Source organism: Shewanella decolorationis S12 (genome assembly GCF_000485795.1).
GTDB lineage: Bacteria > Pseudomonadota > Gammaproteobacteria > Enterobacterales > Shewanellaceae > Shewanella > Shewanella decolorationis.
This window is the reverse complement of record NZ_AXZL01000064.1, coordinates 11,918-37,587: the sequence shown is the minus strand read 5'-3', so window position 1 is coordinate 37,587 and position 25,670 is coordinate 11,918. Positions and strand designations below refer to the sequence as shown.

24 protein-coding genes are annotated in these 25,670 nt (G+C 50.0%); 18 read left to right on the top strand and 6 right to left on the bottom strand.

Features of this window, described 5'->3' with window-relative positions; all coding sequences use genetic code 11:
- Positions 1 to 845, bottom strand: an 845-nt coding sequence (locus tag SHD_RS09920) for a RepB family plasmid replication initiator protein (RefSeq protein WP_023266982.1), incomplete at its 3' end; no start/stop codon positions are given.
- Positions 846 to 2,047: 1,202 nt separating this feature from the next.
- Between SHD_RS09920 and SHD_RS09910 the strand changes: the two genes are divergently transcribed.
- The 8 genes from SHD_RS09910 (at position 2,048) to SHD_RS09875 (ending at position 11,354) form a co-directional block, all read left to right on the top strand.
- Positions 2,048 to 2,656 (top strand): TetR/AcrR family transcriptional regulator, encoded by a 609-nt coding sequence (locus SHD_RS09910; protein WP_023266981.1) that lies wholly within the window; start codon positions 2,048 to 2,050, stop codon positions 2,654 to 2,656.
- Positions 2,653 to 3,804 (top strand): efflux RND transporter periplasmic adaptor subunit, encoded by a 1,152-nt coding sequence (locus SHD_RS09905; protein WP_023266980.1) that lies wholly within the window; start codon positions 2,653 to 2,655, stop codon positions 3,802 to 3,804. The genes SHD_RS09910 and SHD_RS09905 overlap by 4 nt, the downstream gene beginning before the upstream one ends.
- A complete protein-coding gene (locus SHD_RS09900) occupies positions 3,801 to 5,006 on the top strand; it encodes an ABC transporter permease (protein ID WP_004393995.1) in 1,206 nt (401 codons plus the stop codon). Before SHD_RS09905 ends, SHD_RS09900 begins: the two co-directional genes overlap by 4 nt.
- A 1-nt stretch (position 5,007) precedes the next feature.
- Positions 5,008 to 5,718 carry an ABC transporter ATP-binding protein gene (locus tag SHD_RS09895; protein WP_004393997.1) on the top strand — a complete coding sequence of 237 codons (711 nt, stop codon included), beginning with the start codon at positions 5,008 to 5,010 and terminating at the stop codon, positions 5,716 to 5,718.
- Positions 5,719 to 5,746: 28 nt separating this feature from the next.
- Entirely contained in the window at positions 5,747 to 6,220 is a 474-nt protein-coding gene (locus SHD_RS09890) for a cytochrome c (protein ID WP_003056106.1), read from the top strand.
- Positions 6,207 to 7,694: an efflux transporter outer membrane subunit gene (locus SHD_RS09885; protein ID WP_023266979.1), complete on the top strand. Its 1,488-nt coding sequence runs from the start codon at positions 6,207 to 6,209 to the stop codon at positions 7,692 to 7,694. The genes SHD_RS09890 and SHD_RS09885 overlap by 14 nt, the downstream gene beginning before the upstream one ends.
- Positions 7,695 to 7,824: 130 nt before the next feature.
- Positions 7,825 to 8,382, top strand: coding sequence for a recombinase family protein (locus SHD_RS09880; protein ID WP_034377874.1), 558 nt, complete (start codon positions 7,825 to 7,827; stop codon positions 8,380 to 8,382).
- A gap of 2 nt (positions 8,383 to 8,384) precedes the next feature.
- Complete coding sequence (locus SHD_RS09875) at positions 8,385 to 11,354, top strand: Tn3 family transposase (protein WP_023266977.1); 2,970 nt, start codon at positions 8,385 to 8,387, stop codon at positions 11,352 to 11,354.
- Between the two features lie 6 nt (positions 11,355 to 11,360).
- On the opposite strand, the gene SHD_RS09870 is transcribed toward SHD_RS09875, so the two are convergent.
- Entirely contained in the window at positions 11,361 to 11,879 is a 519-nt protein-coding gene (locus SHD_RS09870; protein ID WP_023266976.1) for a replication initiation protein, read from the bottom strand.
- A 1,288-nt stretch (positions 11,880 to 13,167) separates the two neighbouring features.
- On the opposite strand from SHD_RS09870, the gene SHD_RS09860 reads away from it, so the two are divergent.
- Both SHD_RS09860 and SHD_RS09855 read left to right on the top strand, forming a co-directional pair.
- Positions 13,168 to 14,037 (top strand): phage integrase N-terminal domain-containing protein, encoded by an 870-nt coding sequence (locus SHD_RS09860; protein ID WP_023266974.1) that lies wholly within the window; start codon positions 13,168 to 13,170, stop codon positions 14,035 to 14,037.
- A gap of 64 nt (positions 14,038 to 14,101) precedes the next feature.
- On the top strand, positions 14,102 to 14,365 hold the full coding sequence (locus SHD_RS09855) for a hypothetical protein (RefSeq protein WP_023266973.1): 264 nt from the start codon (positions 14,102 to 14,104) through the stop codon (positions 14,363 to 14,365).
- Between the two features lie 424 nt (positions 14,366 to 14,789).
- Here SHD_RS09855 and SHD_RS09850 read toward each other — a convergent pair whose 3' ends face one another.
- On the bottom strand, positions 14,790 to 15,011 hold the full coding sequence (locus SHD_RS09850) for a CopG family ribbon-helix-helix protein (protein ID WP_023266972.1): 222 nt from the start codon (positions 15,009 to 15,011) through the stop codon (positions 14,790 to 14,792).
- 527 nt (positions 15,012 to 15,538) lie between these two features.
- On the opposite strand from SHD_RS09850, the gene SHD_RS09845 reads away from it, so the two are divergent.
- Together SHD_RS09845 and SHD_RS09840 are read left to right on the top strand one after the other, a co-directional pair.
- Positions 15,539 to 15,841: a hypothetical protein gene (locus SHD_RS09845; RefSeq protein ID WP_023266971.1), complete on the top strand. Its 303-nt coding sequence runs from the start codon at positions 15,539 to 15,541 to the stop codon at positions 15,839 to 15,841.
- A gap of 24 nt (positions 15,842 to 15,865) precedes the next feature.
- A complete protein-coding gene (locus SHD_RS09840) occupies positions 15,866 to 16,156 on the top strand; it encodes a hypothetical protein (RefSeq protein ID WP_023266970.1) in 291 nt (96 codons plus the stop codon).
- Positions 16,157 to 16,522: 366 nt separating this feature from the next.
- On the opposite strand, the gene nadS is transcribed toward SHD_RS09840, so the two are convergent.
- From nadS to SHD_RS09825, 3 genes are all read right to left on the bottom strand, one after another.
- Positions 16,523 to 16,810 (bottom strand): NadS family protein, encoded by a 288-nt coding sequence (gene nadS, locus SHD_RS09835; RefSeq protein WP_023266969.1) that lies wholly within the window; start codon positions 16,808 to 16,810, stop codon positions 16,523 to 16,525.
- Positions 16,807 to 17,142 carry a type II toxin-antitoxin system RelE/ParE family toxin gene (locus SHD_RS09830; RefSeq protein ID WP_011918370.1) on the bottom strand — a complete coding sequence of 112 codons (336 nt, stop codon included), beginning with the start codon at positions 17,140 to 17,142 and terminating at the stop codon, positions 16,807 to 16,809. The genes nadS and SHD_RS09830 overlap by 4 nt, the downstream gene beginning before the upstream one ends.
- Positions 17,143 to 17,470: 328 nt before the next feature.
- Complete coding sequence (locus SHD_RS09825) at positions 17,471 to 17,821, bottom strand: DUF3147 family protein (protein ID WP_037426010.1); 351 nt, start codon at positions 17,819 to 17,821, stop codon at positions 17,471 to 17,473.
- Between the two features lie 89 nt (positions 17,822 to 17,910).
- On the opposite strand from SHD_RS09825, the gene SHD_RS09820 reads away from it, so the two are divergent.
- From SHD_RS09820 to SHD_RS09795, 6 genes are read left to right on the top strand one after another with little or no spacing between them, the layout of a single operon-like run.
- Entirely contained in the window at positions 17,911 to 18,288 is a 378-nt protein-coding gene (locus tag SHD_RS09820; RefSeq protein WP_011711700.1) for a BlaI/MecI/CopY family transcriptional regulator, read from the top strand.
- 8 nt (positions 18,289 to 18,296) lie between these two features.
- Positions 18,297 to 19,277 carry a M56 family metallopeptidase gene (locus tag SHD_RS09815; protein ID WP_023266967.1) on the top strand — a complete coding sequence of 327 codons (981 nt, stop codon included), beginning with the start codon at positions 18,297 to 18,299 and terminating at the stop codon, positions 19,275 to 19,277.
- Between the two features lie 13 nt (positions 19,278 to 19,290).
- Positions 19,291 to 20,574 carry a TolC family protein gene (locus SHD_RS09810; protein WP_023266966.1) on the top strand — a complete coding sequence of 428 codons (1,284 nt, stop codon included), beginning with the start codon at positions 19,291 to 19,293 and terminating at the stop codon, positions 20,572 to 20,574.
- Between the two features lie 8 nt (positions 20,575 to 20,582).
- Positions 20,583 to 21,827: an efflux RND transporter periplasmic adaptor subunit gene (locus SHD_RS09805; protein WP_023266965.1), complete on the top strand. Its 1,245-nt coding sequence runs from the start codon at positions 20,583 to 20,585 to the stop codon at positions 21,825 to 21,827.
- 11 nt (positions 21,828 to 21,838) lie between these two features.
- Positions 21,839 to 24,982: an efflux RND transporter permease subunit gene (locus SHD_RS09800; RefSeq protein ID WP_023266964.1), complete on the top strand. Its 3,144-nt coding sequence runs from the start codon at positions 21,839 to 21,841 to the stop codon at positions 24,980 to 24,982.
- A complete protein-coding gene (locus tag SHD_RS09795) occupies positions 24,972 to 25,667 on the top strand; it encodes a HupE/UreJ family protein (protein WP_023266963.1) in 696 nt (231 codons plus the stop codon). Before SHD_RS09800 ends, SHD_RS09795 begins: the two co-directional genes overlap by 11 nt.
- Positions 25,668 to 25,670: the final 3 nt, after the last annotated feature.

The window sequence follows — 25,670 nt, the reverse complement described above, 5'->3', positions numbered from 1 at the left end:
TTGTAACGCTGATCAATCAGATAGTATTGCTCGCCGTTCTTGACGGCGAAGCTGCCAGACAGGTAGCCAATCGACTCCAACTTCTGAATACCGATCTTAATCTTCCTATTTGCTTCTTTTTTGGACGTCTCAAGCCTCAAGCGCTCTCTAAGGCGCTCAAAGGAGACGGGGTGAGGATTCTCGGGTAAAGACGTGAAATACAAATACAGGCACTGTGCGACCTCAGCACGAGGCAATTTTTCCAATACTCGCAGACTAACCAACACTTGATAGTCTAACCGATACAGATCCCATAGGGTTTCATCGGCCATTAGCTCAACAATATCGGCTTCACCGTCATACATGGCCCGCAACAACATTCCCGTATGCACCGCTTTTTCGGTGTTTTTGCGCCTAAATGTCAAACTTTGGCTTTGGATACGCCCGAGCGAGTCCCCGATCTGTTTACGCAGGTTTTTATCAAAACGCCGGCTGGGATAACCGCAAAACTTAGCGAACTCTGAAAAAGTCAGTTTGACCGTGTTGGAGGAATAACCGTACTTACTGAACACCAGTACAATACCGCACCACACCTTAAAATCGGTTTCGATATTCAGCCGTTGGCCCCTGACTGTAACCAAGTCATAGCCTTCCTTTTGGCAGAGATCGAGGCTCACTAGATCGTTACTGAGATCTTGTGCTTTAACATCATTCGCATTCGTTCTACGGCCAACGGGCGTAAAAACGCCTGTTCTGAGCAGAACATTAGGCTGTACACTGGTTGTGCTACTAATCGTTAGGAGTTTACCGCTGTAAAGGTTTTCGGTAACCGGTATGGGTAATAATGCGTTTTCTGATTGTTCCATGTGCGCCACTTATGCCTATAACCCAATTAGAGTACACCATGAAACCCATTTAGAATACACCTAATTGAGGTTTAGTATCGTTGTTTTAATTTTTGTAACGTACATCAAAGGTTGCTTTGTAAATCCTTTCGAAACTTGAGCTTAAAGTTTTTTTGTAGGTGAAAATTTTACCCACTCGGCATACACTGCTGGTTGTTTTTTGAACCCACTCGGCATACACCCGCCCTCCCAATTTATAACCCAATTAGAATACACTTTGGTATTTTAGATAGCTAAAAGTCAGAGTATCGCAATTAGTTTTATTGAGCTGTGGGTAACTGCGGGATAGCTAGTGAAACGCTTTATTGGCAAGTTTTATATAAGTGATTGATTTTAAATAAACTAGATGTATAGCGTTGTTCTGTGCAAAAAAGAGGTTGCTTACCCAATTAGCATACACCGTTTACCCAATTAGAATACACCTAAAACCCAATTAGCATACACCGTTTACCCAATTAGAATACACCATTTACCCAATTAGAATACACCTACCTCCGCTGTAGCCCTTGGTGTGCTTGGGCTGTGGCGATTCTGGGATCTCTTAGGATCTTTTAGGATCTTAAAAGATGGATCTTATTGGATCTGAGCTGTGCAAAACTTTTCAATTTTGCGGAGTAAGAACCCCTCCTGGGGGCTTTGCCCCCGCCGGCCCTTCCCCTCGCTTCGCTCGCTCCGGCGCCCCCCAAAAGCAGCGGCTCCGCCGCGACCAAGGGCTTCGCCCTAGTTCGCCTAAAGGCTCCACCCTTACCCAAAAATGCCTCGCCATTTCCTGCCGTTGGCAGGGGCGAGATTTAAAAGCACCGCTGTAAGTAGGTTTTGTCTTCGACCGTTTAACCATCTCAGTGCGGATAGCCCGTTACCCTGCGGGGCTAGTTCGCTTCGCTCACGGTCTAGCAGAAAGATAAAGCGAAAATCGGTATTAAGAGTCCTAAATCAAGATTTGCAGCGTTTTTTTCTTAAAATCGCAAACGTTCTATCAATATCAGAATAAAGCTGCTTAAAACGCTTCCTAGGCGTTTTAAGGGGACCTCTCAGAAAACGGAAAATAAAGCACGTTAAGCCCATTGCAGACGCTAAATATTGACGAGGACGTCAGGTTTCTCTTGTTTGAGTTGCCTCTTGTGATATGATAGTAATCAATTACTATCTTAAAAGGAGTGCTCGTGGACACCCATCCAAAGCATCTGCCGGCCGATGAGCGTCGTGCCGTAACTGTCGAGTCCGTCGTGGCACTTGCCGGTTCACAAAACCCAAGCGAGATAACCACTGCGGCTATCGCTAAACACATGAACTTGACCCAGGGTGCGCTGTTTCGGCACTTCCCGAACAAGGAAGCTATTTGGCAGGCGGTCATGGAGTGGGTAGCAGAGCGCCTATTAGCCAGAATCGATCGATCCGCACAAGGAATCGAGTCGCCCTTGGCAGCCATGGAGGCGATGTTCATGAGTCATATCGAATTCGTAGCTGAGCACCCAGGCGTGCCAAGAATGATGTTTGGTGAGCTTCAGCGTGCCGAATCGACACCGGCCAAGCGCATGGTGCAAACCTTGATTCAGCGCTACGGCGAACGTTTGCATCGTCTCATCGAGAAAGGCAAGGCCTGCGGCGAGTTGTCTCCCTCGCTTGACAACGAGGCGGCGGCAACGCTGTTCATTGGCACGATCCAGGGCTTGGTCATGCAATCGCTGTTGGCGGGTGATGTGGGACGTATGCACCGCGATGCGCCGCGCGTCTTTGCAATTTATCGGCGTGGCATAAGGAGTGCGCAATGAAAAAGTTACCCTTGCAAGGCCGCACCCTAGCGCTGCTTGCCGTCATCATTCCTTTGCTGGTGCTTTTTATTTATGTCGGTCTGCGATCAGGGCCGCTCGCCCCGGTCGCTGTGACGGTGGCAAGCGTGGAATCACGGGCTATCACACCGGCGCTGTTCGGCATCGGCACGGTGGAGGCGCGCTACACCTACAAGATCGGGCCGACGTTTGCCGGGCGCGTCAAACGCCTGGAGGTGCATGTAGGCGACCAGGTCAAGGCCGGACAGGTGCTCGGCGAGATGGAGCCGGTCGACCTTGATGATCGGGTGCGCTCACAGGAGTCTGTATTCAAGCGGGCGGAAGCGGCTTTGCGCGAGGCAGAAGCCCGGCAAGCCTACGCGCAGACCCAGGCGCGCCGCTATGAGCAATTGTTTGCGGTGCGCTCGACCAGCGAGGAAATCGTCACCACCAAGCGGCAGGAACTACAGATCGCCGATGCCGCCCTATCCGCCGCTCGGGAAGATATTGCCCGGGCACGCTCCGACCGCGAAGGACTCGTCGCGCAGCGGAGCAATCTGCGCCTGATCGCGCCGGTCGACGGTGTAGTCGCCGTGCGCGATGCCGATCCCGGCACGACCATCGTCGCGGGCCAGGCCGTGGTGGAAGTGATCGACCCCAAGAGTTTGTGGATCAATGTGCGCTTCGACCAGATCAGCGCATCGGGGCTGGCTGGGGGGTTGCCGGCTCATATCGTCCTGCGTTCGCGTGGTGGCCAGACCTTGAAAGGCCGCGTGCTGCGGGTGGAACCCAAGGCCGACGCGGTAACCGAGGAAACGCTTGCCAAGGTGACATTCGATAACAAACCAGAACCTTTGCCACCGGTGGGTGAACTGGCCGAAGTCACGGTTGACTTGCCGGCGCTCCCGGCCGCTCCACTGATCCCCAACGCTGCCGTCCAGCGTGAAGGCGATAAAGTTGGTGTCTGGCAAATCGTGGATGGTGATCTGCATTTCTCCCCGGTCAAGCTCGGCACTTCCGACCTCAATGGTTACGTGCAGGTGCGCGAAGGGCTCAAGAATGGGGACCAGGTTGTGACCTATAGCGAAAAGGCACTGACGGCGCGCAGCCGCATCCATGTGGTCGAGCATATCCCGGGAGTTTCACGATGATCAGCCTGGCCGGCCGCGACATTCTCCATGCCTGGGGGAAATTCGTCTTCACCGGCATCGGTCTGGGTCTGCTGATCGGCGTCACCCTAGTCATGGCTGGGGTGTACCGAGGCATGGTGGACGACGGCAAGGCGTTGCTCGACAACAGTGGCGCTGACCTTTGGGTGGTGCAAAAGGATACTCTGGGTCCTTATGCGGAGTCGTCCAGCCTCAACGATGACGTGTATCGCGCCATTCTCGCCATGCCGGGAGTCTCACAGGCAGCGAACGCGACCTACCTGACCATGCAGGTACGCAAGGGCGAGAGTGATGTACGCACCATGGTGGTCGGCATCGCGCCCGGTGCGTTGGGGGCTACACCCGGATGGCCTCCTTATCTCGTCGCTGGACGCCAGATCACGCGCGGTCACTACGAGGCTGTGGCCGACATCGCCACCGGCTTCAAACTGGGAGATCGTCTTGCCATTCGCCGCAATCATTACACCGTCGTGGGGCTGACACGGCGCATGGTGTCGTCCAGCGGCGACCCGATGGTATTCATTCCGCTCAAAGATGCCCAGGAGGCCCAGTTCCTCAAGGACAACGATGCCATCTGGCAAAGCCGGCGTCGCACCGAAGCCAACCCGGTCTTCAATCGACCCGGTGATCCAGGTTTGCTGGATGCCGTGATTGCTTCACAGAGCAGCAACGCGTTCGTCAATGCCGTGCTGGTCACTCTGAAACCTGGTCATGCGCCGGACGAGGTTGCCGAATCCATCCAGCGCTGGAAGCGTTTGACGGTCTACACCCGGGCACAGATGGAAGACATCCTCGTCGGCAAGCTGATCGCCACCTCGGCCAAGCAGATCGGCATGTTCCTTGTGATTCTGGCCATCGTTAGCGCGGCCATCGTTGCCTTCATCATCTATTCGCTGACGATGGACAAAATCCGTGAGATCGCGGTGTTGAAGCTCATCGGCACACGCAACCGAACCATCGCCGCGATGATCATGCAGCAGGCGCTCGCCCTGGGCGTGATTGGCTTCGTGGTCGGCAAGATCACAGCCACCTTTTCAGCACCGGCTTTTCCAAAATATGTCCTGCTCACGCCAATGGATTCTGTCGCCGGTTTTTTTGCCGTGCTCGTGATCTGCGTTCTAGCTAGCCTCGTCGCCATTCGCATGGCACTCAAGGTCGATCCGGCCGAAGCCATTGGAGGTTGAGATGAGTGGCAAAGGGATACACATCGAAAGTTTAAGCAAGCGGTATGGCGATGGTGACACCGCTGTCTTTGCCTTGAGAGACGTGAATATGCATGTTGCACCTGGTGAAGTGGTGGGACTGATCGGCCCTTCCGGGTCCGGCAAGAGCACGCTGCTCAAGTGTCTGGGTGCGGTGATCGAACCGACCGCCGGTCGCATGACGCTGGGCGATGAAGTGATCTACGCCGATGGCTGGAAAGTCCGCGACCTGCGCGCCTTACGGCGTGACAAGATCGGTTTCGTTTTCCAGGCGCCGTACCTGATTCCGTTTCTCGATGTCACCGACAACGTGGCGCTGCTGCCGATGCTTGCAGGCGTCGCGAATGGAGAGTCGCGCGCGAAGGCACTGGAATTGCTCACAGCGCTTGATGTGCAACACCGAGCTCGCGCAATGCCCTCGCAACTCTCCGGTGGCGAGCAGCAACGGGTCGCCATCGCGCGCGGACTGGTCAATCGTCCGCCGGTGATCCTGGCCGATGAACCCACTGCGCCGCTGGATTCCGAGCGCGCCATGGCTGTAATCCGCATCCTCAACGACATGGCACGGAAGTTCGAGACCGCCATCATCGTCGTCACCCATGACGAAAAGATCATCCCCACATTCAAGCGCATCTACCACATCCGCGACGGCGTGACCCATGAGGAAGCTGGCGAAGGGCGGGAGTTCGAATGAGAGAACGATTGAATTACAGGAGAATTTCATGACCCACCGCAAACACAGCCACGCATTTGGAACTATCACCCTGACCGTTACGGCCTGCCTGCTTTTATGGGGTTTTCAGTTGCCAGCTTGGGCTGGTGACGCTACCCAGGTTGAGCCACTGGCGCTACGCAAGATCATGCAGGAACTCGGGCGCAACATGCAGGCTATTACCGGTGCGATTTCGCAGGAGGAATGGGTTCAGGTCGTTCAGCTCGCCCCAAAAGTTGCTGCACACCCCGAGCCACCGCTTACTGAAAAAATGCGCATCCTTGCTTACCTCGGCGCTGATGCGACCAAGTTCAGAAACTTTGACGCGCAGACTCACGAGGCGGCGCTGGCCATGAAGCTGGCTGCTGCGAGCAGCGACGGCAAGGCGGTGATCCAATCATTCGCCCACGTGCAGGAAAGCTGCTTGGGCTGCCACCAAGCTTTCCGTAAACCTTTCGTGGAGCATTTTTATGGAGCACGCTAAAACATGCCAGCGCCCCATCAGCCTCGAAAGACGGCTTGCGGCAACTTCCCTGGTAGCTGGTCTGGTCACCGCCGGTCTGGCCGGCTGCGCCGCCGGCCCTGATTTTCAGCGTCCCACCGCACCCGATGTGGCTCGCTACACTGCAACACCGGTAGCTGATAGAACCGTGTCCGCTCCCACGCAGTTCGGCGAAACACAACGTCTAGTCGAAGGGCTTCCGATCGAAACGCAATGGTGGCAAAGCTTGGGTTCATCCGCACTCGACGGACTGATAAACGAAGCTTTCCATGTCAGCCCGACGCTGGCGAGCATCAGCGCCAATTTGCGACAGGCGCAGGAGCTTCTTGCCGCACAGGCGGGCTCGACGCAATATCCACAGGTAGATGTCGCACTGGGATCTCAGCGCCAGCAAATGAGTCCCAGTAGCCAAGGGTTGAGCGGAGACGCACGTCAATTCAGCCTCTACAACGCCAGCGTTGGCGTGCATTACAACCTCGATCTGGCTGGCGGCAACCGGCGCGCACTCGAAGCCTTGGCTGCTCGCGCCGACTACCGTCGCTTCGAACTGAATGCTGCGCGCCTGGCCCTTGCCGGCAACATGGCAACCGCTGCCATTACCCGAGCACGCCTCGCCGCGCAACTAGAAGCCACTACTGCCATTTTGCGCGCGCAGGATGAGCAACTGCGCCTAGCCCATGAACGCGTGCGTATCGGTCAGGCCTCACCTGATGAAGCGTTGAGCCTACAAGCTCAGGCGGAGCAAACGCGGGCAGAACTGCCTGCGCTGCGTAAACAACTGCAACAAACCGAACATCTACTGGCGGTGCTAGCCGGTCGTGCCCCAGGCACGGGTGGCATCCCGGCCTTCACTCTGGCCGATTTCACTCTGCCCGTCGAGATGCCGCTCGTCGTGCCCTCAGAACTGGTGCGCCGCCGACCGGATATCCAGGCGTCAGAGGCGCTGTTGCATGCGGCCAATGCAGACTATGGTGTGGCTGTCGCCAAGCTCTACCCACAGATCAACCTGAGCGCCAACCTTGGCTCTCAAGCGCTGACCACCGGTGCCCTGTTCGGTGGTGGCTCGGCAGTGTGGGGCCTGGTTGCGCAGCTCACCCAGCCTCTTTTTAATCCAGGGCTACCCGCTGAAAAAAGAGCGGCGCTCGCCGCTTTTGATGCCGCCGCAGCCAATTACCAGAGCGTCGTATTGGAGTCTTTGCGTAACGTCGCCGACACCCTGCGCGCGGTGGAAAGCGATGCACAAACTTTGACTGCCCTCGCTGCCGCTGATATGGCTGCACAGGCCTCATTGCAGTCGGTCGAGCGGCAATACCGGCTGGGCGCGGCCAGCTACCTGCAACTGCTCATCGCGCAGCAACAGGCACAGTCAATCCGGATCAATATGGTTGCGGCCCAGGCACAACGCCTAGTCGATAGTGTTGCTTTATATCAGGCCCTGGGAGGTGGTGTCAGTTAAGGCTATACCCTAACCTGATGTCAGATGCTGGGCGCAAACTACGTCAGAATAGAATTACAGTTTGCATTTATTGACACAAGCTGCCAAGGGTAATAGATTTCATCCTGACACTTTCACCTTTGGAGGCATCTTGCAAGGTCAACGCATTGGCTATGTCCGCGTCAGCAGCTTCGACCAGAACCCTGATCGGCAACTGGAGCAAATCGATGTCGGTAAGGTCTTCACCGATAAGGCTTCCGGCAAGGACACGCAACGTCCCGAACTTGAAAGGCTGCTGGCCTTCGTCCGCGAGGGTGATACCGTGGTGGTGCACAGCATGGACAGGCTGGCACGCAACCTTGATGACCTGCGCCGCATCGTTCAGGGGCTGACACAACGAGGCGTGCGCATGGAGTTTGTTAAAGAAGGGCTGGCGTTCACCGGCGATGACTCACCGATGGCCAACCTGATGCTGTCGGTCATGGGGGCTTTTGCGGAGTTCGAGCGCGCACTGATCCGCGAACGCCAGCGCGAGGGGATCGCGCTTGCCAAACAGCGTGGCGCCTACCGGGGACGAAAGAAATCGCTAAACAGCGAACAGATTACCGAGTTGAAACGGCGAGTCGCGGCTGGCGATCAAAAAACCTTGGTGGCCCGTGACTTCGGCATCAGCCGCGAAACCCTGTACCAGTACCTGCGGGAGGACTGACCATGCCGCGCCGCTCAATCCTGTCCGCCACCGAACGCGAAAGCCTGCTGGCACTGCCAGATGCCAAAGACGAACTGATCCGGCAGTACACGTTCAACGAGACTGATCTGTCGATCATCCGCCAGCACCGTGGCCCCGCAAATCGATTGGGCTTCGCTGTGCAACTTTGCTACTTACGATTTCCCGGCATCTTTTTGGGCATCGATGAGCTTCCGTTTCAGCCCTTGTTGCGCATGGTGGCCGCACAACTCAAGGTGCCAGTGGAAAGCTGGAACGAGTATGGTCAGCGCGAGCAGACACGGCGGGAGCACTTGGTTGAGTTGCAAACGGTGTTCGGATTCAAGCCCTTCACCATGAGCCACTACCGGCAAGCCGTCCATACATTGACCGAACTGGCCTTGCAGACCGACAAAGGCATTGTGCTGGCCAGCGCCCTTGTCGAAAACCTGCGGCGGCAGAGCATCATCCTGCCCGCCATGAATGCCATCGAGCGCGCGAGCGCCGAGGCCATCACCCGTGCCAACCGGCGAATTTACGCGGCGTTGACCGATTCTTTGTTGTCGCACCACCGTCAGCGCCTAGATGAACTTCTCAAGCGCAAGGACGGCAGCAAATTGACGTGGCTGGCATGGCTGCGCCAGTCGCCCATCAAGCCGAACTCTCGGCATATGCTTGAACATATCGAGCGCCTCAAGGCTTGGCAGGCGCTTGACCTTCCCGCAGGCATCGAGCGACAAGTTCACCAGAACCGCCTGCTCAAGATCGCCCGAGAGGGCGGACAGATGACACCCGCCGACTTGGCCAAATTCGAGGTGCAACGACGCTATGCCACTCTGGTTTCGCTGGCCATTGAAGGCATAGCTACCGTCACCGACGAAATCATCGACCTGCACGACCGCATCATTGGCAAACTATTTAACGCCGCCAAAAACAAGCATCAGCAGCAGTTTCAGGCTTCCGGTAAGGCGATCAATGACAAGGTGCGGATGTATGGCCGCATCGGCCAAGCCTTGCTGGAAGCCAAACAGAGCGGCGGCGATCCGTTCGCCGCCATCGAGGCAGTAATGCCGTGGGATACCTTCGCAGCCAGCGTCACGGAGGCGCAAAAGCTCGCGCAACCGGAGAGTTTCGACTTTCTGCATCGCATCGGTGAAAGCTACGCTACGTTGCGCCGTTACGCGCCGCAGTTCCTGGACGTACTCAAGCTTCGGGCGGCGCCAGCCGCCAAGGGCGTACTCGATGCCATCGAGGTGCTTCGCGATATGAATAGCGACAACGCCCGCAAGGTGCCCGCCGACGCGCCGACCGTATTCATCAAACCGCGCTGGGCCAAATTGGTGCTCACGGACGATGGCATTGACCGGCGTTACTACGAGCTGTGCGCCCTGTCGGAGCTGAAGAACGCGCTGCGCTCAGGAGATGTCTGGGTGCAGGGTTCGCGGCAGTTCAAGGACTTCGATGAGTACCTAGTACCGGTCGAGAAATTCACCACCTTGACGCTGGGCAACGAATTGCCGCTAGCAGTGGCCACCGATTGCGATCAGTATTTGCACGGCCGACTGGCATTGCTGGAACTGCAGCTTACCACCGTCAACCGCATGGCTGCGGCCAATGATCTGCCGGATGCCATCATTACCGAGTCCGGCCTGAAGATCACGCCGCTGGACGCGGCAGTGCCGGAGACTGCACAAGCCATAATCGACCAGTCGGCGATGCTGCTGCCACACGTAAAAATTACCGAACTGCTGATGGAAGTTGATGAGTGGACAGGCTTCACCCGGCATTTCACGCACCTGAAGACCGGCGACACGGCCAAGGACAAAACCTTGCTGCTGACGACTATCCTGGCTGATGGCATCAATCTTGGACTCACCAAAATGGCTGAGTCCTGCCCTGGCACGACCTACGCCAAACTGTCGTGGCTGCAAGCTTGGCACATCCGGGATGAAACGTATTCGACGGCACTGGCCGAGCTGGTGAATGCGCAGTTTCGACAACCTTTCGCCGAAAACTGGGGCGATGGCACCACATCATCGTCAGATGGCCAGAATTTCAGAACTGGTAGCAAGGCCGAGAGCACGGGACACATCAACCCGAAATATGGCAGCAGCCCAGGACGGACTTTCTACACTCACATATCCGACCAATACGCGCCTTTCAGCGCCAAGGTGGTCAACGTCGGCTTGCGCGACTCGACCTATGTGCTCGATGGCCTGCTGTACCACGAGTCTGACTTGCGTATCGAGGAACACTACACCGACACAGCGGGCTTCACCGATCATGTGTTCGGCCTGATGCACTTTCTGGGATTCCGGTTCGCGCCGCGCATCCGCGACCTGGGCGACACCAAGCTGTTCATTCCCAAGGGCGATACTGCCTACGATGCACTCAAGCCGATGATTAGCAGCGACAGGCTGAACATCAAGGCTATTCGCGCTCATTGGGATGAAATCCTACGGCTGGCCACTTCGATCAAGCAGGGCACGGTGACGGCCTCGCTGATGCTGCGCAAGCTCGGCAGCTATCCGCGCCAAAACGGCTTGGCCGTCGCCCTGCGCGAGCTGGGGCGCATCGAGCGCACGCTGTTCATTCTGGATTGGCTGCAAAGCGTGGAGCTGCGCCGCCGCGTCCATGCGGGGCTGAATAAGGGCGAGGCGCGCAACGCGCTGGCCAGGGCCGTCTTTTTCTACCGATTGGGTGAAATCCGCGACCGCAGTTTTGAGCAGCAGCGCTACCGGGCCAGCGGCCTCAATCTGGTGACGGCGGCCATCGTGTTGTGGAACACGGTCTATCTGGAGCGTGCCACCAGTGCTTTGCGTGCCCACGGCAAGGCGCTGGACGACACGTTGCTGCAATATCTGTCACCGCTGGGGTGGGAGCATATCAACCTGACCGGCGATTACCTATGGCGCAGCAGTGCCAAGGTCGGTGCGGGGAAGTTCAGGCCATTGCGACCGCTGCCACCGGCTTAGCGTGCTTTATTTTCCGTTTTCTGAGACGACCCCATCTAGACTAATGTTTCTAAAATTTTTGTCGTTAAAACGTGAAAGCAGTTCGTAAAGACGGATCGAGTGTGCAGACTGAAGATTTGCGATGTTGCGTAATTTGTAGGTAGTAAAATTACTCTTTAGCTGAGTTATGTATTTTAATACGCGATCAGACCAAACCAACCTAACAGCACCATCTCCTTTAATTTTTTTTGCTTTTTCTTGAATCCAATATAGTTCTATTTCTTCACCGTTTTCATAGAGCGTTATGGTTGATTTAAAAAGTAAATCAGCCGCTTTGTATAGCTCTCTATGCGCGTTTTTTATATCTATCCCCATAAGTTCTGAGAATTCTAGGGCTGATAACCTGACCTCTTTTAACGGGGTTGAATCTGGTCGTGGATCTACCTTGCTCAGGCAGGCTAAAACCAGCTTTTGTGCTTGTACATTAAGTCTATATCGAGCATCTAAAAGGCTATTTGCTTTCGTTACTGCAAGTTTTGAATTCATACAAAGGAGATATCGTTGATGGATAATTCCACCTTACAGATAGGTGGAATAGTTGTAAATTAACTTCTCTTTAATTTGTGGATATGACCGTAAATTTCTCCTCCTATCAGGTCTGTTTTCACCGTAAATCTCTCCTCCTATAAAGCGCTTTTCACCGTAAATCTCTCCTCCTATAATTGCTGAAATCATTGTGTATCAAGGTGTTCAGAGGAGCTACAAACAAGAAAGATCTATACAAACAAGAAAGATAAAGATCTTACAAAGTAAAAATCATGTGGAAAACTTTAAAATTTCAGGAAGTAAGAACCCCTCCAGGGGGCTTTGCCCCCGCCGGCCCTGCCCCTCGCTACGCTCGTTTCCGGCGCCCCCAAGAGCAGCGGCTGCGCCGCGACCAAGGGCTTCGCCCTAGTTCGCCTAAAGGCTCCACCCTTACCCATTAATGCCTCGCCATTTCCTAGCTTCGCTAGGGGCGAGAATAAAAACCTCGCTGTTAGTTCCGTTTGTCTCCGACCGTTTAACAATAAACGTGCTGTACTTCTCGCTAAAAGCATCGCTGCGCTCAGGTCTAACAGGAAGGAGGTAAATCCATCTCTGTCATCAATGCTAACAGGGTTAAAACGCTGTAAAACACGCTAAAAAGATAAACGCATAGCAATATGCCATTTTTTTTAAATGTTGCTTAAAACGCATTTTAGGGCCTCTGAGCGATAGGTGATTAGCGAAGTCTATCACCAAGAGCAAAGTGGCTAATTCTTTCAATGAGCAAAAAATGACGTCAAGCGGGGTAGTGTCACTCCATTTTAAGGGAGTGACACTACCCCAGAATGGTGTTCCTCATGCGGGGGTAGCGTCATTTTTTGCTTTTTGAGGCGTGACGCCGAAGCAGTGGCTTGCGCTGTAATTTGGCATGAGGTACAGTCAAGTTTCTTCACCTCGCATCCATTGATGCCAAATAACGAAACCTCTTTGATCACCTAGTAATCTCCAAGCTCAACAGAGCTTATGGGTCATTATATTTGGATGTTTGCGCTCAACAGAGCCACACCATTTGGGCAATCGCCCGTAACAACACTCGCTCAATATCACCGGTTTGCCGGTGGGTTCTTTCTGTGTCGGCAGTCAGAACGAGCATTAACACTGAACTGAATTCCGAAATGGCCTAGAAATAGGTCGCCGTGTTGTTAGCCCTCGAGAAATATATTCCTCTTAAAACACGCCCGAATGGGCGTGCTTTTTATCTCAAAATTAAATTCTAATTTTTGATTGTGTAACTTTTTCAAGGTGCATTATGGCGACCAATTTCTTTTTTGAGGCCGGCAAGCTATTGCGGCAGCACAACCCAAGCTCTTTTGCGACTAAATCAGAACGATTCAAAACCATAAAATTAGTCGATAAACAGCTCGTTGCCTTGGGTTTTAAAGGGCTTGAACTCAATAATTTAAAACCTAAGCACATCGAAGCATTAGTTACTCATTGGCAAGCTGAGGGCCTTGCCCTGGGCACGATTAAAAATCGTATGGCACATCTACGATGGTTAGCGGAAAAAATCGGTAAAAATGGCCTTGTACCGCGCTCCAATGACTCGGTGGGGATTAGCCGTAGAGTGTATGTCACCAATGAAAATAAGAGCCGAAAATTGAGTGATATGCGACTAAATTTGATAACCGATCAGTATGTGCAAATGTCCTTGCGCCTGCAGGCAGCATTTGGATTACGGCGTGAAGAAGCCATGAAGATCCAGCCGGCGAAAGCGGATCGGGGTGATCGTTTGGTACTTGATGCGTCCTGGTGCAAAGGCGGTCGAGATCGCGCGATCCCGATTTTAACTGCTGCTCAGCACGAACTATTGGCAGAGGCGAAAGCATTAGCTGCCGGCAGATCGCTTATTCCGAAAGAACTCAGTTATGTGCAGCAAATGAAACGCTATGAAAATACCTGTATAAAAATTGGATTGGATAGGGCACATGGGTTAAGGCACAGCTACGCTCATCGCCGTTATGTGGAACTGACCGGTTTTGAATGTCCGGCGGTATCGGGTGTTTCTGTTGGTTCATTACCCGCGGCGCAACAAGCCGCTGATAGGTACGCCAGAACTGTGATAACCGGTGAGTTAGGGCATAGCCGGTTACAAGTTACTGCTGTGTATTTAGGTCGTTAAATCACTTGATTTTGTAACTTATTCAAGTATGATTATTACTATGAAAATAAAATGGAGGTGAGCTATGAAAGAAGAAAAAATTGCCATTGTAAAAGGGCTGCATGGCGGCGCTCGCCCAGGTGCTGGTCGTAAAACTAAGTATGAAAAGACAGTGGTGATGCGGGTTCCTGAGAAGTACCAAGAGGTGATCAAGGCGCTGATCACCCACTTAGACGAGACCGCTTACCTGAATAGCCATTATAAAAATGGGCAGGAATCTGAGCCGGTGTATCTGCGCTCGCTCGATGACAATAAGCAGAATATTAGCTTTAAAACCATGCCGTTCTAGGCGGTGTTGCACAGTGCAACACCGTGAAACAGGCGCGTTAAATGCAATGGATTTTTGCAATGCAAAAAATAAGGGCCAAAAGGGTGGGCCGTATTTGCTGTTTTTTAGCATCATTTTCGAGAGATAATTTTGCAATGCAAAAAAACGTGAGCATGATTTCAGCATTAACGGTCATTTATGAGTTGCAAAATTACCCCTTTAGATAAGCATTTTTTATCTTAGCGTAAGGGCAATTTGCATTGCTCCTTCATGGGGTGGTTGTTAATATTAACAGCGCGGAAGAACATAAACTGAGCAGAGGTATATTATGAGTGAACTACAACTATGGTCTATCTTCGTCATGTTCGTGACACTCGGTTTAGTTATCGCATCCGGAGTGGTCTTATACAAAGGTTTTAAAGAATAGTTCTAACTCAATCTGTATTCATTCCCCCCAACGCTTAAACTTGGCGTTCATTTCGTTTTCTGACACAAAATCACCAGCATCCGCTTCGCATAGCGCGGCATGGATTTCGGCTATTTTCCACGCTTCCAGATCTAGATCATCCTGAATTGTTTGCTTGGTCAGCCAAGATGCCGTTCTATCGGTTAACTGATCAAGCTGTATTCGATTTTGCTCTATTCCATCAGATAATCGTACTGACATGATTCTTACTGCAAACCTCAACATAAAAGATATAAACCGACATTACACCGATTGGGCTCCAATTGTCATGCTGTGCTTATAGCCAATCTGAGTTTGATTTTGTTTCAAAATCAAATTTGAGTAAATACGTATCAAAATGAGGTCATAAAACTCTATATGACGGATACCATATTGAGACGTATTGATTATCCCGTGTAGGATGTAGGGCATGGAAGGTATATAGCCAGTATATAGCGCGTATTTACCACTGATATACCACGGCTTTTCTTCGTATTGTTCAGGTTTATAGCGGTTTTTTGTAGGGTTGAGCTTTTACGCACTGAAACCGCTAAATAACCGTAAAAAACATGGATAAATGCGGAACATAATACTGGGCAGGATGTGTGAAGTAGGCCTACCTTGATAAATCAGGCTGCCCTATTCACTTGGATATATTCGCTCCATTCTGGTGCTCAATTTCTTCCCTGTGATAATTGAATCAAGCAACCTCAATTTTTGAAAAAGTTACAAAATCAAGGTAGTGAATAGTGAATAACAAAGTTAAAGGTATTCCATTTGCAGAAGTTAAAGCTGCCGCGCTCGCCAATCCTGCCGTTCTTGAGGCTTACTTGCGTGAACAAGCCACGGCATCAAATCGAGTTGATGTTGAAATGTTCATAACTAGGCTAATGACAGCATTAAGTGATCTTCCTAAGAAGGATATTGAGGTATGTGATTTGGCTAATGAGAACGGCATAGCTATTGCCTCATTAACGGGTAGTGAAAAGCATATTGAAAGAGAGTGCCTTAGTGGGATTAAGCATGGCTTTTCAATGATTAGAGAAGCATAAATTGTAGTCGAGAGGTTGTTTTTAATGGATAAAGCATCGTTGAATGCGTTTTGGGCCCATGCGTTGCCGTGTGTGATCATCTCATCTTGTATGCTGGGTTTTGCCTGGCTTGCGATTCAGGAGTCCGATGTCACCCTATCGAGCCAATATCTTGTGGCGGCTTCCGTTTCGTTTACTTTTACGCTGATCGGCTATTGGGGTTATTGTAAATATTTTGCTTCAAAAAAGCCGCACAGTGCATTGTATGCGGTTGTTTATACTGTGTTATTTCCATTGTTTTATCTGCCAAGTGCTTTTTTTAGAAGGCGTAGATAATTTTGCAATGCAAAATTGTTTTATAAATTTTTTGACCGGTTTTGCTTTTTAACTATCCGGACGATTTTCAAATCGGGGGGATTAGATAACAAAACCAAATTTATGGCATAAAAAAGCCTTGTTTTTACAAGGCTTTTTTATAATGAAAATTTGATTAGTTAGAGTCTTTATGATGATTTTTAAAATACATTACACCTAAAGCTACCACTAACAGCAACGGGGATGATACTAAGATATAATCAACAAGAACAAAGGTCATAATTTATTCCTTCCAACGCTTTCTTCTCATCACCACGGTATAGCAAACCTACCGAATGCTTAAGATGTTGGTTAATTCAACGGCCCAAGAAGAGCCTTTGAATAATATTAATGAGCAGCAAGAACAGCGTAGATTTTGGGATCTTGCTGAATCGTTGCAAGCACTTTAGCTGCCAATCCTGCTGGATTGCGGCGTTTACCTTCCCAGCTTTTAACTGTGTCTAAACTGACCCCCATAGTCGCAGCAAATTCGGCCTGAGTGACTTTAAGTAAATCTTCACGGATTGACTTAACGTCGGCAACCTCATAACGCGTTACTCTGGCGGGCTTTTTGAGGCCATGATGAATTTCTACAGCTTCCTCAATGGAGGCTTGAAGTTCGTTAAATATACTCATTTGCTCTCTCCTTTAAGTGATTGAACGATTTGTTTTAACTTGGCCTTTTCTTCCGCTGTTAGGCTCTCTTTAACTGATTTTGGATAAGCGAGTACCAGGTAAATCTTGTCGGCCAGAGCAAGGACGTATAGCACTCGTATACTGCCACTCTTCCCTTTGTTGCCTACAGCCATTCTAACCTTTCGTAAGCCACCTGTGCCTTTGATAATATCGCCTTTATCTGGCTGAGCAATAAGCTCTGCTTGCAAATCCTTTAGTTCGTCATCTGTTGCAAGCTCTTTGATCTGTCTTGTAAAGATCGAGGTTTCGACAAACTCAATAGCATGGCTCACTAATCAAAATCCTTATGCTACTCTTAAGGTGTACATTGTACACTTTTGATTTATAGTAATCAACACAGAGCCATTTACCATTGCTAATTAGGCCCACATTTTAGTGAATCATACTTGCCTAGTCTGTTTCATGCGCAACACGCTGGCATTTTGCGTGAGCTTTGGCCTCATGTGCTTTGGTCCAAACTCGTGTCAGGCAAGACCAGTTCTGGCACGTTTATGCCCCAAAGCGATTTAGCCGCCTTCAAAAAGTCATAATAAATAATCGTTGATTGACCAAATTTTAGTAATCTGAAAGAGTGCCCCTCTCATTAAGAATACTGTGCTTTCAGATTAAATTTATCCCAAATAATTTTACGAGCAGTGCAAACAGCCCAAAGCAAAGTACGGTTATCACTACACCAATGAGTAAGGATGGCCAAAAATCAAAGCGCTGCAATAAAGAGGGAAAGATCAAAAACATAGGCAAAGTCGGTACAACATACCAAAATGTGTACCACGCGTGGTTTGCTATTTTCTCCATTGGCTGTTTTTCAACATAGAGCCAAATCATTGCCAAAATAGTGACTAATGGTAGCGCGACGATGAGCGCTCCTAGTTTATCGCTGCGCTTAGCAAGCTCAGAAGCGGCGACGACTATAGCAGCTGTGATCAGATACTTCGTAATTAACCAGCCCATAGTGTCCTCTCCTTGAATAGACAAAAACCGATTGCCTATCGGTTTTTGTTCTGTCATTATATCGTTCATTATGGAAAGAGAAAAGTGTTATGCAGTTAGGTGAACTAGAAAAACAGGTTTTGCAGCATCTGTGGACAGAATCTGAAGCTGATGCAAAGCAAGTACATGCTGTGCTTGGTGTCTCTAGAGGGAACTCTCTTAATACCATTCAGAGCACTTTAGAACGCTTATTTAAAAAAGGATTGCTGAGTCGAACCAAGCAAGGACATGCCTATTTTTACAGGGCAAAAGTCGACCGAGAAGCGTTGATCGCTACACTTATTACCAATATCACTAGCGACTTTGTCGAAGAAGGTGAGCATAGTCTCATTGCGGCATTTAGTTCCGCATCAGCTAATCTGAATGATGCCCAACTCGATATGCTAGAACATTTAATTGAAGAACAACGTAAACTTCGGAAAGGATAATTAGGGTTATGTTTGTTGGCGATTTAGCGATAGCACTAAATTTATTGAGTGTTGCAGTGCTGGCATTTGCTATCAGTGTTGCGTGCATCTCGATCGCCCTACGATTAACTTTGCCAAGATTCGAGCATCTTACTTTTAGGTTACGTAAAGTTATCCTATGGGCTTTGGTTACTGTACCTTGGTGGGTAGCCATAAGCTGTGCTGCCTTTTTCTGGCCAAGGCAGCAAGAGTTGTTTTCTACTGCTTGGTTAAATGAATTCGCTCATTGGCATCACGTCGACATCTTTAGCTTCAGCAGTTGGCATGCTTTTACCTTGTTGTCGGCCTTCGGTTATTTGATATGGTCGATGATCTCGACCATTTATGTACGTAAAAAGCAATCATCAACAATGGCATCTCTGATTGGATTATCAGAGTTCCAACCTCAGGTGACTATAACTCAGCAGCGCTATTATTCGTTAGCACAAGCAATTCCTGCGGCCTTCACCACAGGTCTAGTGTCCCCTAAGATTTACCTGACCACAGGATTGCAAGAAAAGGTTACAGAACAGCAACTCGATATTATTGTTCGACATGAAATGGCGCATGTCGTGGCTCGAGACCCTTTATTTAAAGTCATCTTTGCTGCATTTGCTGGTTTTTATCCGAAAGCGGCCAAACGCAATTTAATCGGACATTTTACCCTGTTGACTGAACAGCTTGCAGATCATGCTGTGACCACTGAGCATGACAATCTAGATGTCGCTCAAGCCTTGATAAATGTAGCTCGAATGCAGCGAAGCGTAACTCTTGGTTGTGATGGTTTACAGACAAGTTATTTCGGTAACGATCAAACCAGTGTTCGAGTACAGCGACTGATTCAACCTAGGTTAACGTCTTCCCGATTGGCGATCAGTTTAACGTTGTTATTCTTAGCCATCGTCCCACTTTTAACCGCTTCAACTGTCGATAGCCTTCACCACATTATCGAAACCTTCTTCACCCATTAATTAAGGATTGGGAATGAGAGACTTGCTTTTTAACGTCAGAACTAAAAAACCGATTAGCTATCGGTTTTCCGCCATTGTGCTAGGAATGTGTTTAGTATTCCCTGCCGTTGCGGTATCGAATGAAGCGCCACAAACACTCACCTTAGCCGATGCTGTGACTTTGACACTTCAGCAACACCCAGAATTACAGATTTTCAACTCGCAGCAGCGCGTGATGGAAGGGCGAATACAGCAGGCAAGTGTCGGTGAGCGGCCTGAAATAGGTTTGATGATTGAGGATGCCCTGGGTACTGGTGAACACAGTGCTCTGAAAAGTATGCAATCTACGCTCAGTTTTTCATGGTTACTGCAACAAGATTTGATTGATAGTCGTGTTAACACGGCTAAAACAGAGGCCACTCAATTAGAGATAGAAAAACAAATCAAAGCCTTGGATTTGTCTTCACAGGTGGCTAAACATTTTATTGATTTGTTAGTGAAGCAAGAACGCCTCAAGCTCAATCTGATAGCAGAAAAGCAGGCAAAAGAGGTTGTCAAAACCGTTGCTAAACGTGTGCAAGCGGGAAAGAGTTCTGCGGTTGAAACACAGTTGGCAAAGGCTGAGCTTATCCGTCGTGGCTTGGCCGTCGAAGATATCGAGCATGAACTCAAAGCCAGCCAATATCAATTGGCATCACAGTGGGGAAAGCCTAAGGCATCCTATCGTTTCAACGGCAATCTGCTTGATATGCCTGCTGTGCCATCAGTTGACAGTCAGCTTAACTTGTTAAAAAAGCATCCTCGTTTTCAACAGTTTGCGACTGCGCAACGCATTGCTCAATCGCAAATGGAGCTCGCACGAATAGAAGCTAAGCCGCAGTGGCAAGTGACCGCTGGCGTGAGGCGCTATGAGGCGAGTGATGATTTTGGCTTAGTCGCGGGTATTTCTATCCCTTGGGGTTCAAGTGACCGTAATGCGGGAACCATAGCCGCCTTACAAGCACAGCAAGATGTACTCGCCAATGAGCAAAACGCATTAATGCAGGCTCAGGATGCCCAGTTGTATGTGCTGTTACAGGAAATGGCACATTCTGCACATGTTATCGATACAGTGCGCAGTGACATAGTGCCAACCCTTGAAAAAGCTCTGTCTGAGGCAAGCAATGCCTTTGATAAAGGTCTGCTCAGCTACAACCAATACAATGACGTGTATCGGGAATTACTCAGTGCTCAATATCAGTTGCTGGATGCCTTTGAAAGTTTGCATTTACAACACATTGAAATTCAACGCCTAACAGGCACATCCATTTCTCAGTGAGATTACCTATGAAGAATAACAACACCTTTTCGTCATTGAGTTTGGCGATACTGCTCAGTCTGGGTATTAATGCCGTCGCTTCAACACCTTTAATGGCATCCTCAGCGCCCGTTGCCGAGCAAGCTGAACCCGAAAAAGGGCCGCATCGTGGACGTATGCTGCGTGAGGGCGATTTTGCACTAGAGCTCGCCATTTTTGAAACGGGCGTTCCCCCTGAGTTCCGTGTTTGGACGAGCTTTGAGGGGAAACCGCTCGATCCTAAGACCGTCGATTTGAGTGTGAAATTGACCCGTTTAGGCAATGTGGTGGATGACATTCGCTTTAATGCGCAGGGTGATTTTCTCCGTGGTGATATGGAGATCTATGAACCCCATTCGTTTATCGTCACCATTGAGGCGAAATACCAAGGTAAAACATACCGTTGGCAGTATGACAACTTTGAAGGCCGTACCACTATCGAGCAGGCTGTTGCCAGTGCGATGGAGATTCACACTGGTTTTGCAGGCCCTGCCACATTGCATCAAACCATCCCAGCCTATGGCACATTGGCGCTACCCGTCGGGACGCAACGTGCAATTGCGGCACGTTTTGACGGCGAAATTACCCAGTTACATGTTGGACTGGGTGACAGGGTGAAAAAGGGGCAAACCCTTTTGACTGTAGAAAGTAATGAGAGCTTAAAACCCTATCAAATTAAAGCGCCGTCCGATGGCGTGGTGTCAGCATTGTTCGCCAACAATGGAGAACAAACCCTAGGGCGTCAGTTGTTGACACTGACCGATAACAGTCACTATATCGCTAAGCTTGCTGTGTACCCCATTGATTATCAAAGTGTCATCTTAGGTGCACCTGTCACTATCAACGTCGAGGGTGTGGAGGAAACCTATCAAGGTTCCATTAGCTTTATTGAACCAGAGGTTCGTGACGATCAAGCCCGTATTGCGTGGGTCAAACTTGCCGATCCTAACAGGGTTTTGACTGCGGGCAGTTTTGTAAATGCCAGTATTGAAGTCGCAACCATTGAGGTGCCATTGGCGGTTAAAAGAGTCGGATTACAAGGGTTTCGTGATTTTACCGTCGTCTTTGCTAAGGTCGGAGAGCAGTACGAAGTCCGTATGCTGGAGCTTGGCCGTCAAGACGGTGAGTGGGTCGAAGTGCTTGGTGGCTTAAAGCCTGGTACTGAATACGTGACCGATAATAGCTACATCTTAAAAGCCGACATTGAAAAGTCTGGCGCATCACACGATCACTAGGAGTCCGAGTCATGTTGGAATCGATTTTACGCTTTTCGATAAAGCGCAAATTCCTCGTATTGGTGATGGTATTGGCCGTGGCCGGTTTAGGAATTTGGAACTTCACTAAATTACCCATCGACGCCGTACCGGATATCACCAATGTGCAGGTGATGATTAATACCGAAGCGCCGGGATACACGCCACTTGAAATCGAGCAGCGTGTGACCTTCCCTTTGGAAACCGCATTAGCAGGCTTGCCTGGGTTAACCTACACCCGCTCGGTATCGCGCTATGGCTTATCACAGGTGGTGGCCATTTTCAGTGATGAGACGGATGTCTATTTTGCCCGTCAGTTAGTCAATGAGCGTTTATCGGCGGCACGTTCCGAGCTGCCGCTTGGGCTTGAACCACAGCTTGGCCCTATTGCGACTGGCTTAGGTGAAATCTTTATGTTTACCGTGGATGCATTGCCAGATGCTACCCATGCCGATGGAACGCCTATCACGCCAATGGATTTACGCACGGTACATGATTGGACAATTAGGCCGCAGCTCATGCGTGTGCCAGGGGTGGTTGAAGTTAACCCTATCGGCGGCTTTGAGCGTGAGATTTTGGTCGCTTTCAAACCGGAAAAACTGCTCGCCTTTGGTTTAACCCAAGCCGATGTTGTCGATGCCATAGCCAAGAATAATCAGAACCAAGGCGCAGGTTTTATTGAGCAAAACGGTGCTCAGTGGTTACTGAGAATGCCAGGCCAAGCCGAAGACATTGTGGCCATTGGCAATATCCCACTCAAATCAACGCAAGGCAGTGCGCTGACCATTAAAGATGTGGCCGATATTGAAAATGGTCAGGGGCTACGCAACGGTGCTGCGACTCAAAATGGCCGCGAAGTGGTCATGAGTACCGTGTTTATGTTGATTGGTGAGAATAGCCGCACCGTTGCCCATGCTGTAGGTGAGAAACTCAAAGAAATCAACGCGACCCTGCCGGAAGGGATTGTCGCCACAGCGGTTTATGATCGCACTAAGTTAGTGGATAAAACCCTACAAACGGTGCAGACCAATCTATTAGAAGGCGCACTACTGGTCATTGTGGTGTTGTTTGTACTGCTTGGGAATTTTAGGGCTGCATTTTTAACTGCACTGGTGATCCCCTTTGCTATGTTAATGACGATTACCGGCATGGTACAAACCCGCGTTAGCGCGAACCTGATGAGTTTAGGCGCTCTGGACTTTGGTTTGTTAGTCGATGGCGCGATCATTATTGTTGAAAACTGCTTGAGACGGTTAAGTCAGGCAGGAGACGATCCTTTACCGTTAAAAGAACGTCTAGAGCTCGTGTTTGAAGCTACCCGAGAGGTCATTCGCCCCGCACTATTTGGTGTATTTATCATTACCGCCGTGTATTTGCCGATTTTTGCACTAGAAGGTGTAGAAGGCAAAATGTTCCACCCGATGGCGATTACGGTAGTGATTGCGTTGTTAAGTGCCATGTTGCTGTCGGTGACTTTTGTGCCAGCAACCATTGCCTTGCTGTTTAAGAAACCAGTGAAGGAGAAGCATAGCCCGCTTATCCGTGGTGCAGGCGCCTTGTATCGCCCTGCGTTAAACTGGGTAATTCAAGGTCGCTGGGTCGTGGTGATTGCTGCCACGTTGTTGGTCGCCGTTTTTGGTTACCAAGCGACGAAATTAGGCAGTGAATTTGCCCCTAATTTGGATGAGGGGGATATTGCAATGCATGCCCTACGTATTCCTGGCACCTCACTGAGTCAGGCGATTGCCCTGCAAGAAACTCTAGAAGATAAAATTAAGCAAATGCCTGAAGTTGAAAGGGTATTTGCCAAAATTGGTACTGCGGATGTGGCGACCGATGCAGTGCCTCCGAGTGTGGCTGATAACTTTATTATCCTAAAACCTCGTGAGCAGTGGCCAAATCCCAATAAATCGAAGGAGCAAATTGTAGAAGAGTTGGCGGCGATGGTGGAACCTATCCCTGGCAACCGCTATGAGTTCTTACAGCCTATTCAAATGCGCTTTAATGAGCTGCTTGCAGGGGTCCGGGCGGAGCTTGCAATTAAGGTGTTTGGTGATGATTTCGATACGCTCACTTCGCTTGGTGCACAAATCGAGGCAGCTATCGCTCAGGTCGATGGCATTGCCGATGTGCAAGTGGAGCAGACAACAGGTTTGCCTATGCTGAATATCATTCCGAAACGTCAACAGCTGATGCAACATGGCTTAAGTATGTCCGAGTTGCAGTCTCAAGTGGCAACCGCAATGGGCGGCACTGTGGCGAGTAAATTCTATGAAGGAGATATTCGCTCAGACATTGTTGTACGTCTGGGTGAATCACGTAGGCAAAATCTGGACGGCTTACGTTATTTACCGATTTCCTTACCCGACGGGCATAGCATCCCACTTCAGGAATTAGCGTCCTTGGAATTGGTTTCTGGTGCTAACCAGATTAACCGTGAAAATGGGAAACGTCGCATGGTGGTCACCGCCAACGTACGTGGACGGGATTTAGGTAGCTTTGTCGCTGATATTCAAAACGTTATCGGGGAAAGAGTGGATATTCCCGCAGGTTACTGGGTGGAGTACGGAGGCACCTATCAAAAATTACAATCGGCATCGCAACGCTTGAGTATTGTTGTGCCTGTGACCCTGTTGATGATTGTCGGTTTATTGATCCTCGCCCTTAGCTCCTTCAAGGATGCGATGATTATCTTTACTGGCGTCCCCTTAGCCCTGACGGGCGGAATTGCCGCATTATTGTTACGGGACATTCCCTTTTCTATCTCAGCCGCAGTGGGCTTTATCGCCCTCTCTGGTATCGCGATTTTAAATGGTCTTGTCATGGTGTCATTTATTCGCGAATTACGTAAAGAAGGTATGGGACTCGATAGGGCAATTTTTGAGGGGGCACTAACAAGGCTTCGTCCAGTGTTAACCACGGCTTTAGTGGCATCACTCGGGTTTATTCCAATGGCACTCAATACCGGTATCGGTTCAGAAGTCCAACGTCCGCTGGCAACGGTTGTGATTGGGGGAATTATTTCATCAACCCTGTTAACGCTGTTTGTTATTCCAGCGTTATATCGCATTTTACATAAAGAAAAGGAGTCGATTTTGACTGAAGTAGAAGTAATGGAGATTGCGGATGCCAAATAAGCTATTAAACATCAGCTTGTTGCTGATGGTTGGATTATTAGGTTTGGTGAGTATTGATGTCATGGCCCATGGGGTGGACGACAATACTCGCGCCTTTTTAGAACAAAACCAAGGCGTGCAATTTATCCCCTTTTTGTACATTGGGGCGAAGCACATGATCACGGGCTACGACCACTTATTGTTTCTCGTGGGTGTGATCTTCTTTTTGTACCGCAGCAAAGATGTGCTGTTGTATGTGACCATGTTTACCCTAGGTCACAGCACCACATTATTGCTTGGTGTAATGACCGATTTGCAAGTTAACGCCTATCTTATCGATGCGATTATTGGCTTATCAGTGATCTATAAAGGTTTTGATAACTTGGGGGGATTTAAGCGCTGCTTTAATTGGCAACCCAATACCAAAATAGCAGTGTTGGTCTTTGGTTTGTTCCATGGCTTTGGACTGGCAACCAAATTACAGGAGTTTCAGTTGTCACAGGAAGGCCTATTTACCAATTTATTAGCATTCAATATTGGGGTGGAGATCGGACAATTTGCTGCGCTGGCCATCATCTTGATTGTGATAAATGCCTGGCGTCATTTCCCTTCATTTCAACGATTTTCAACGCTGACTAACACCGCTCTGATGAGTGTAGGGGTGATGCTGATGGGTTATCAGCTCACAGGCTATTTCGTCAACTAAACG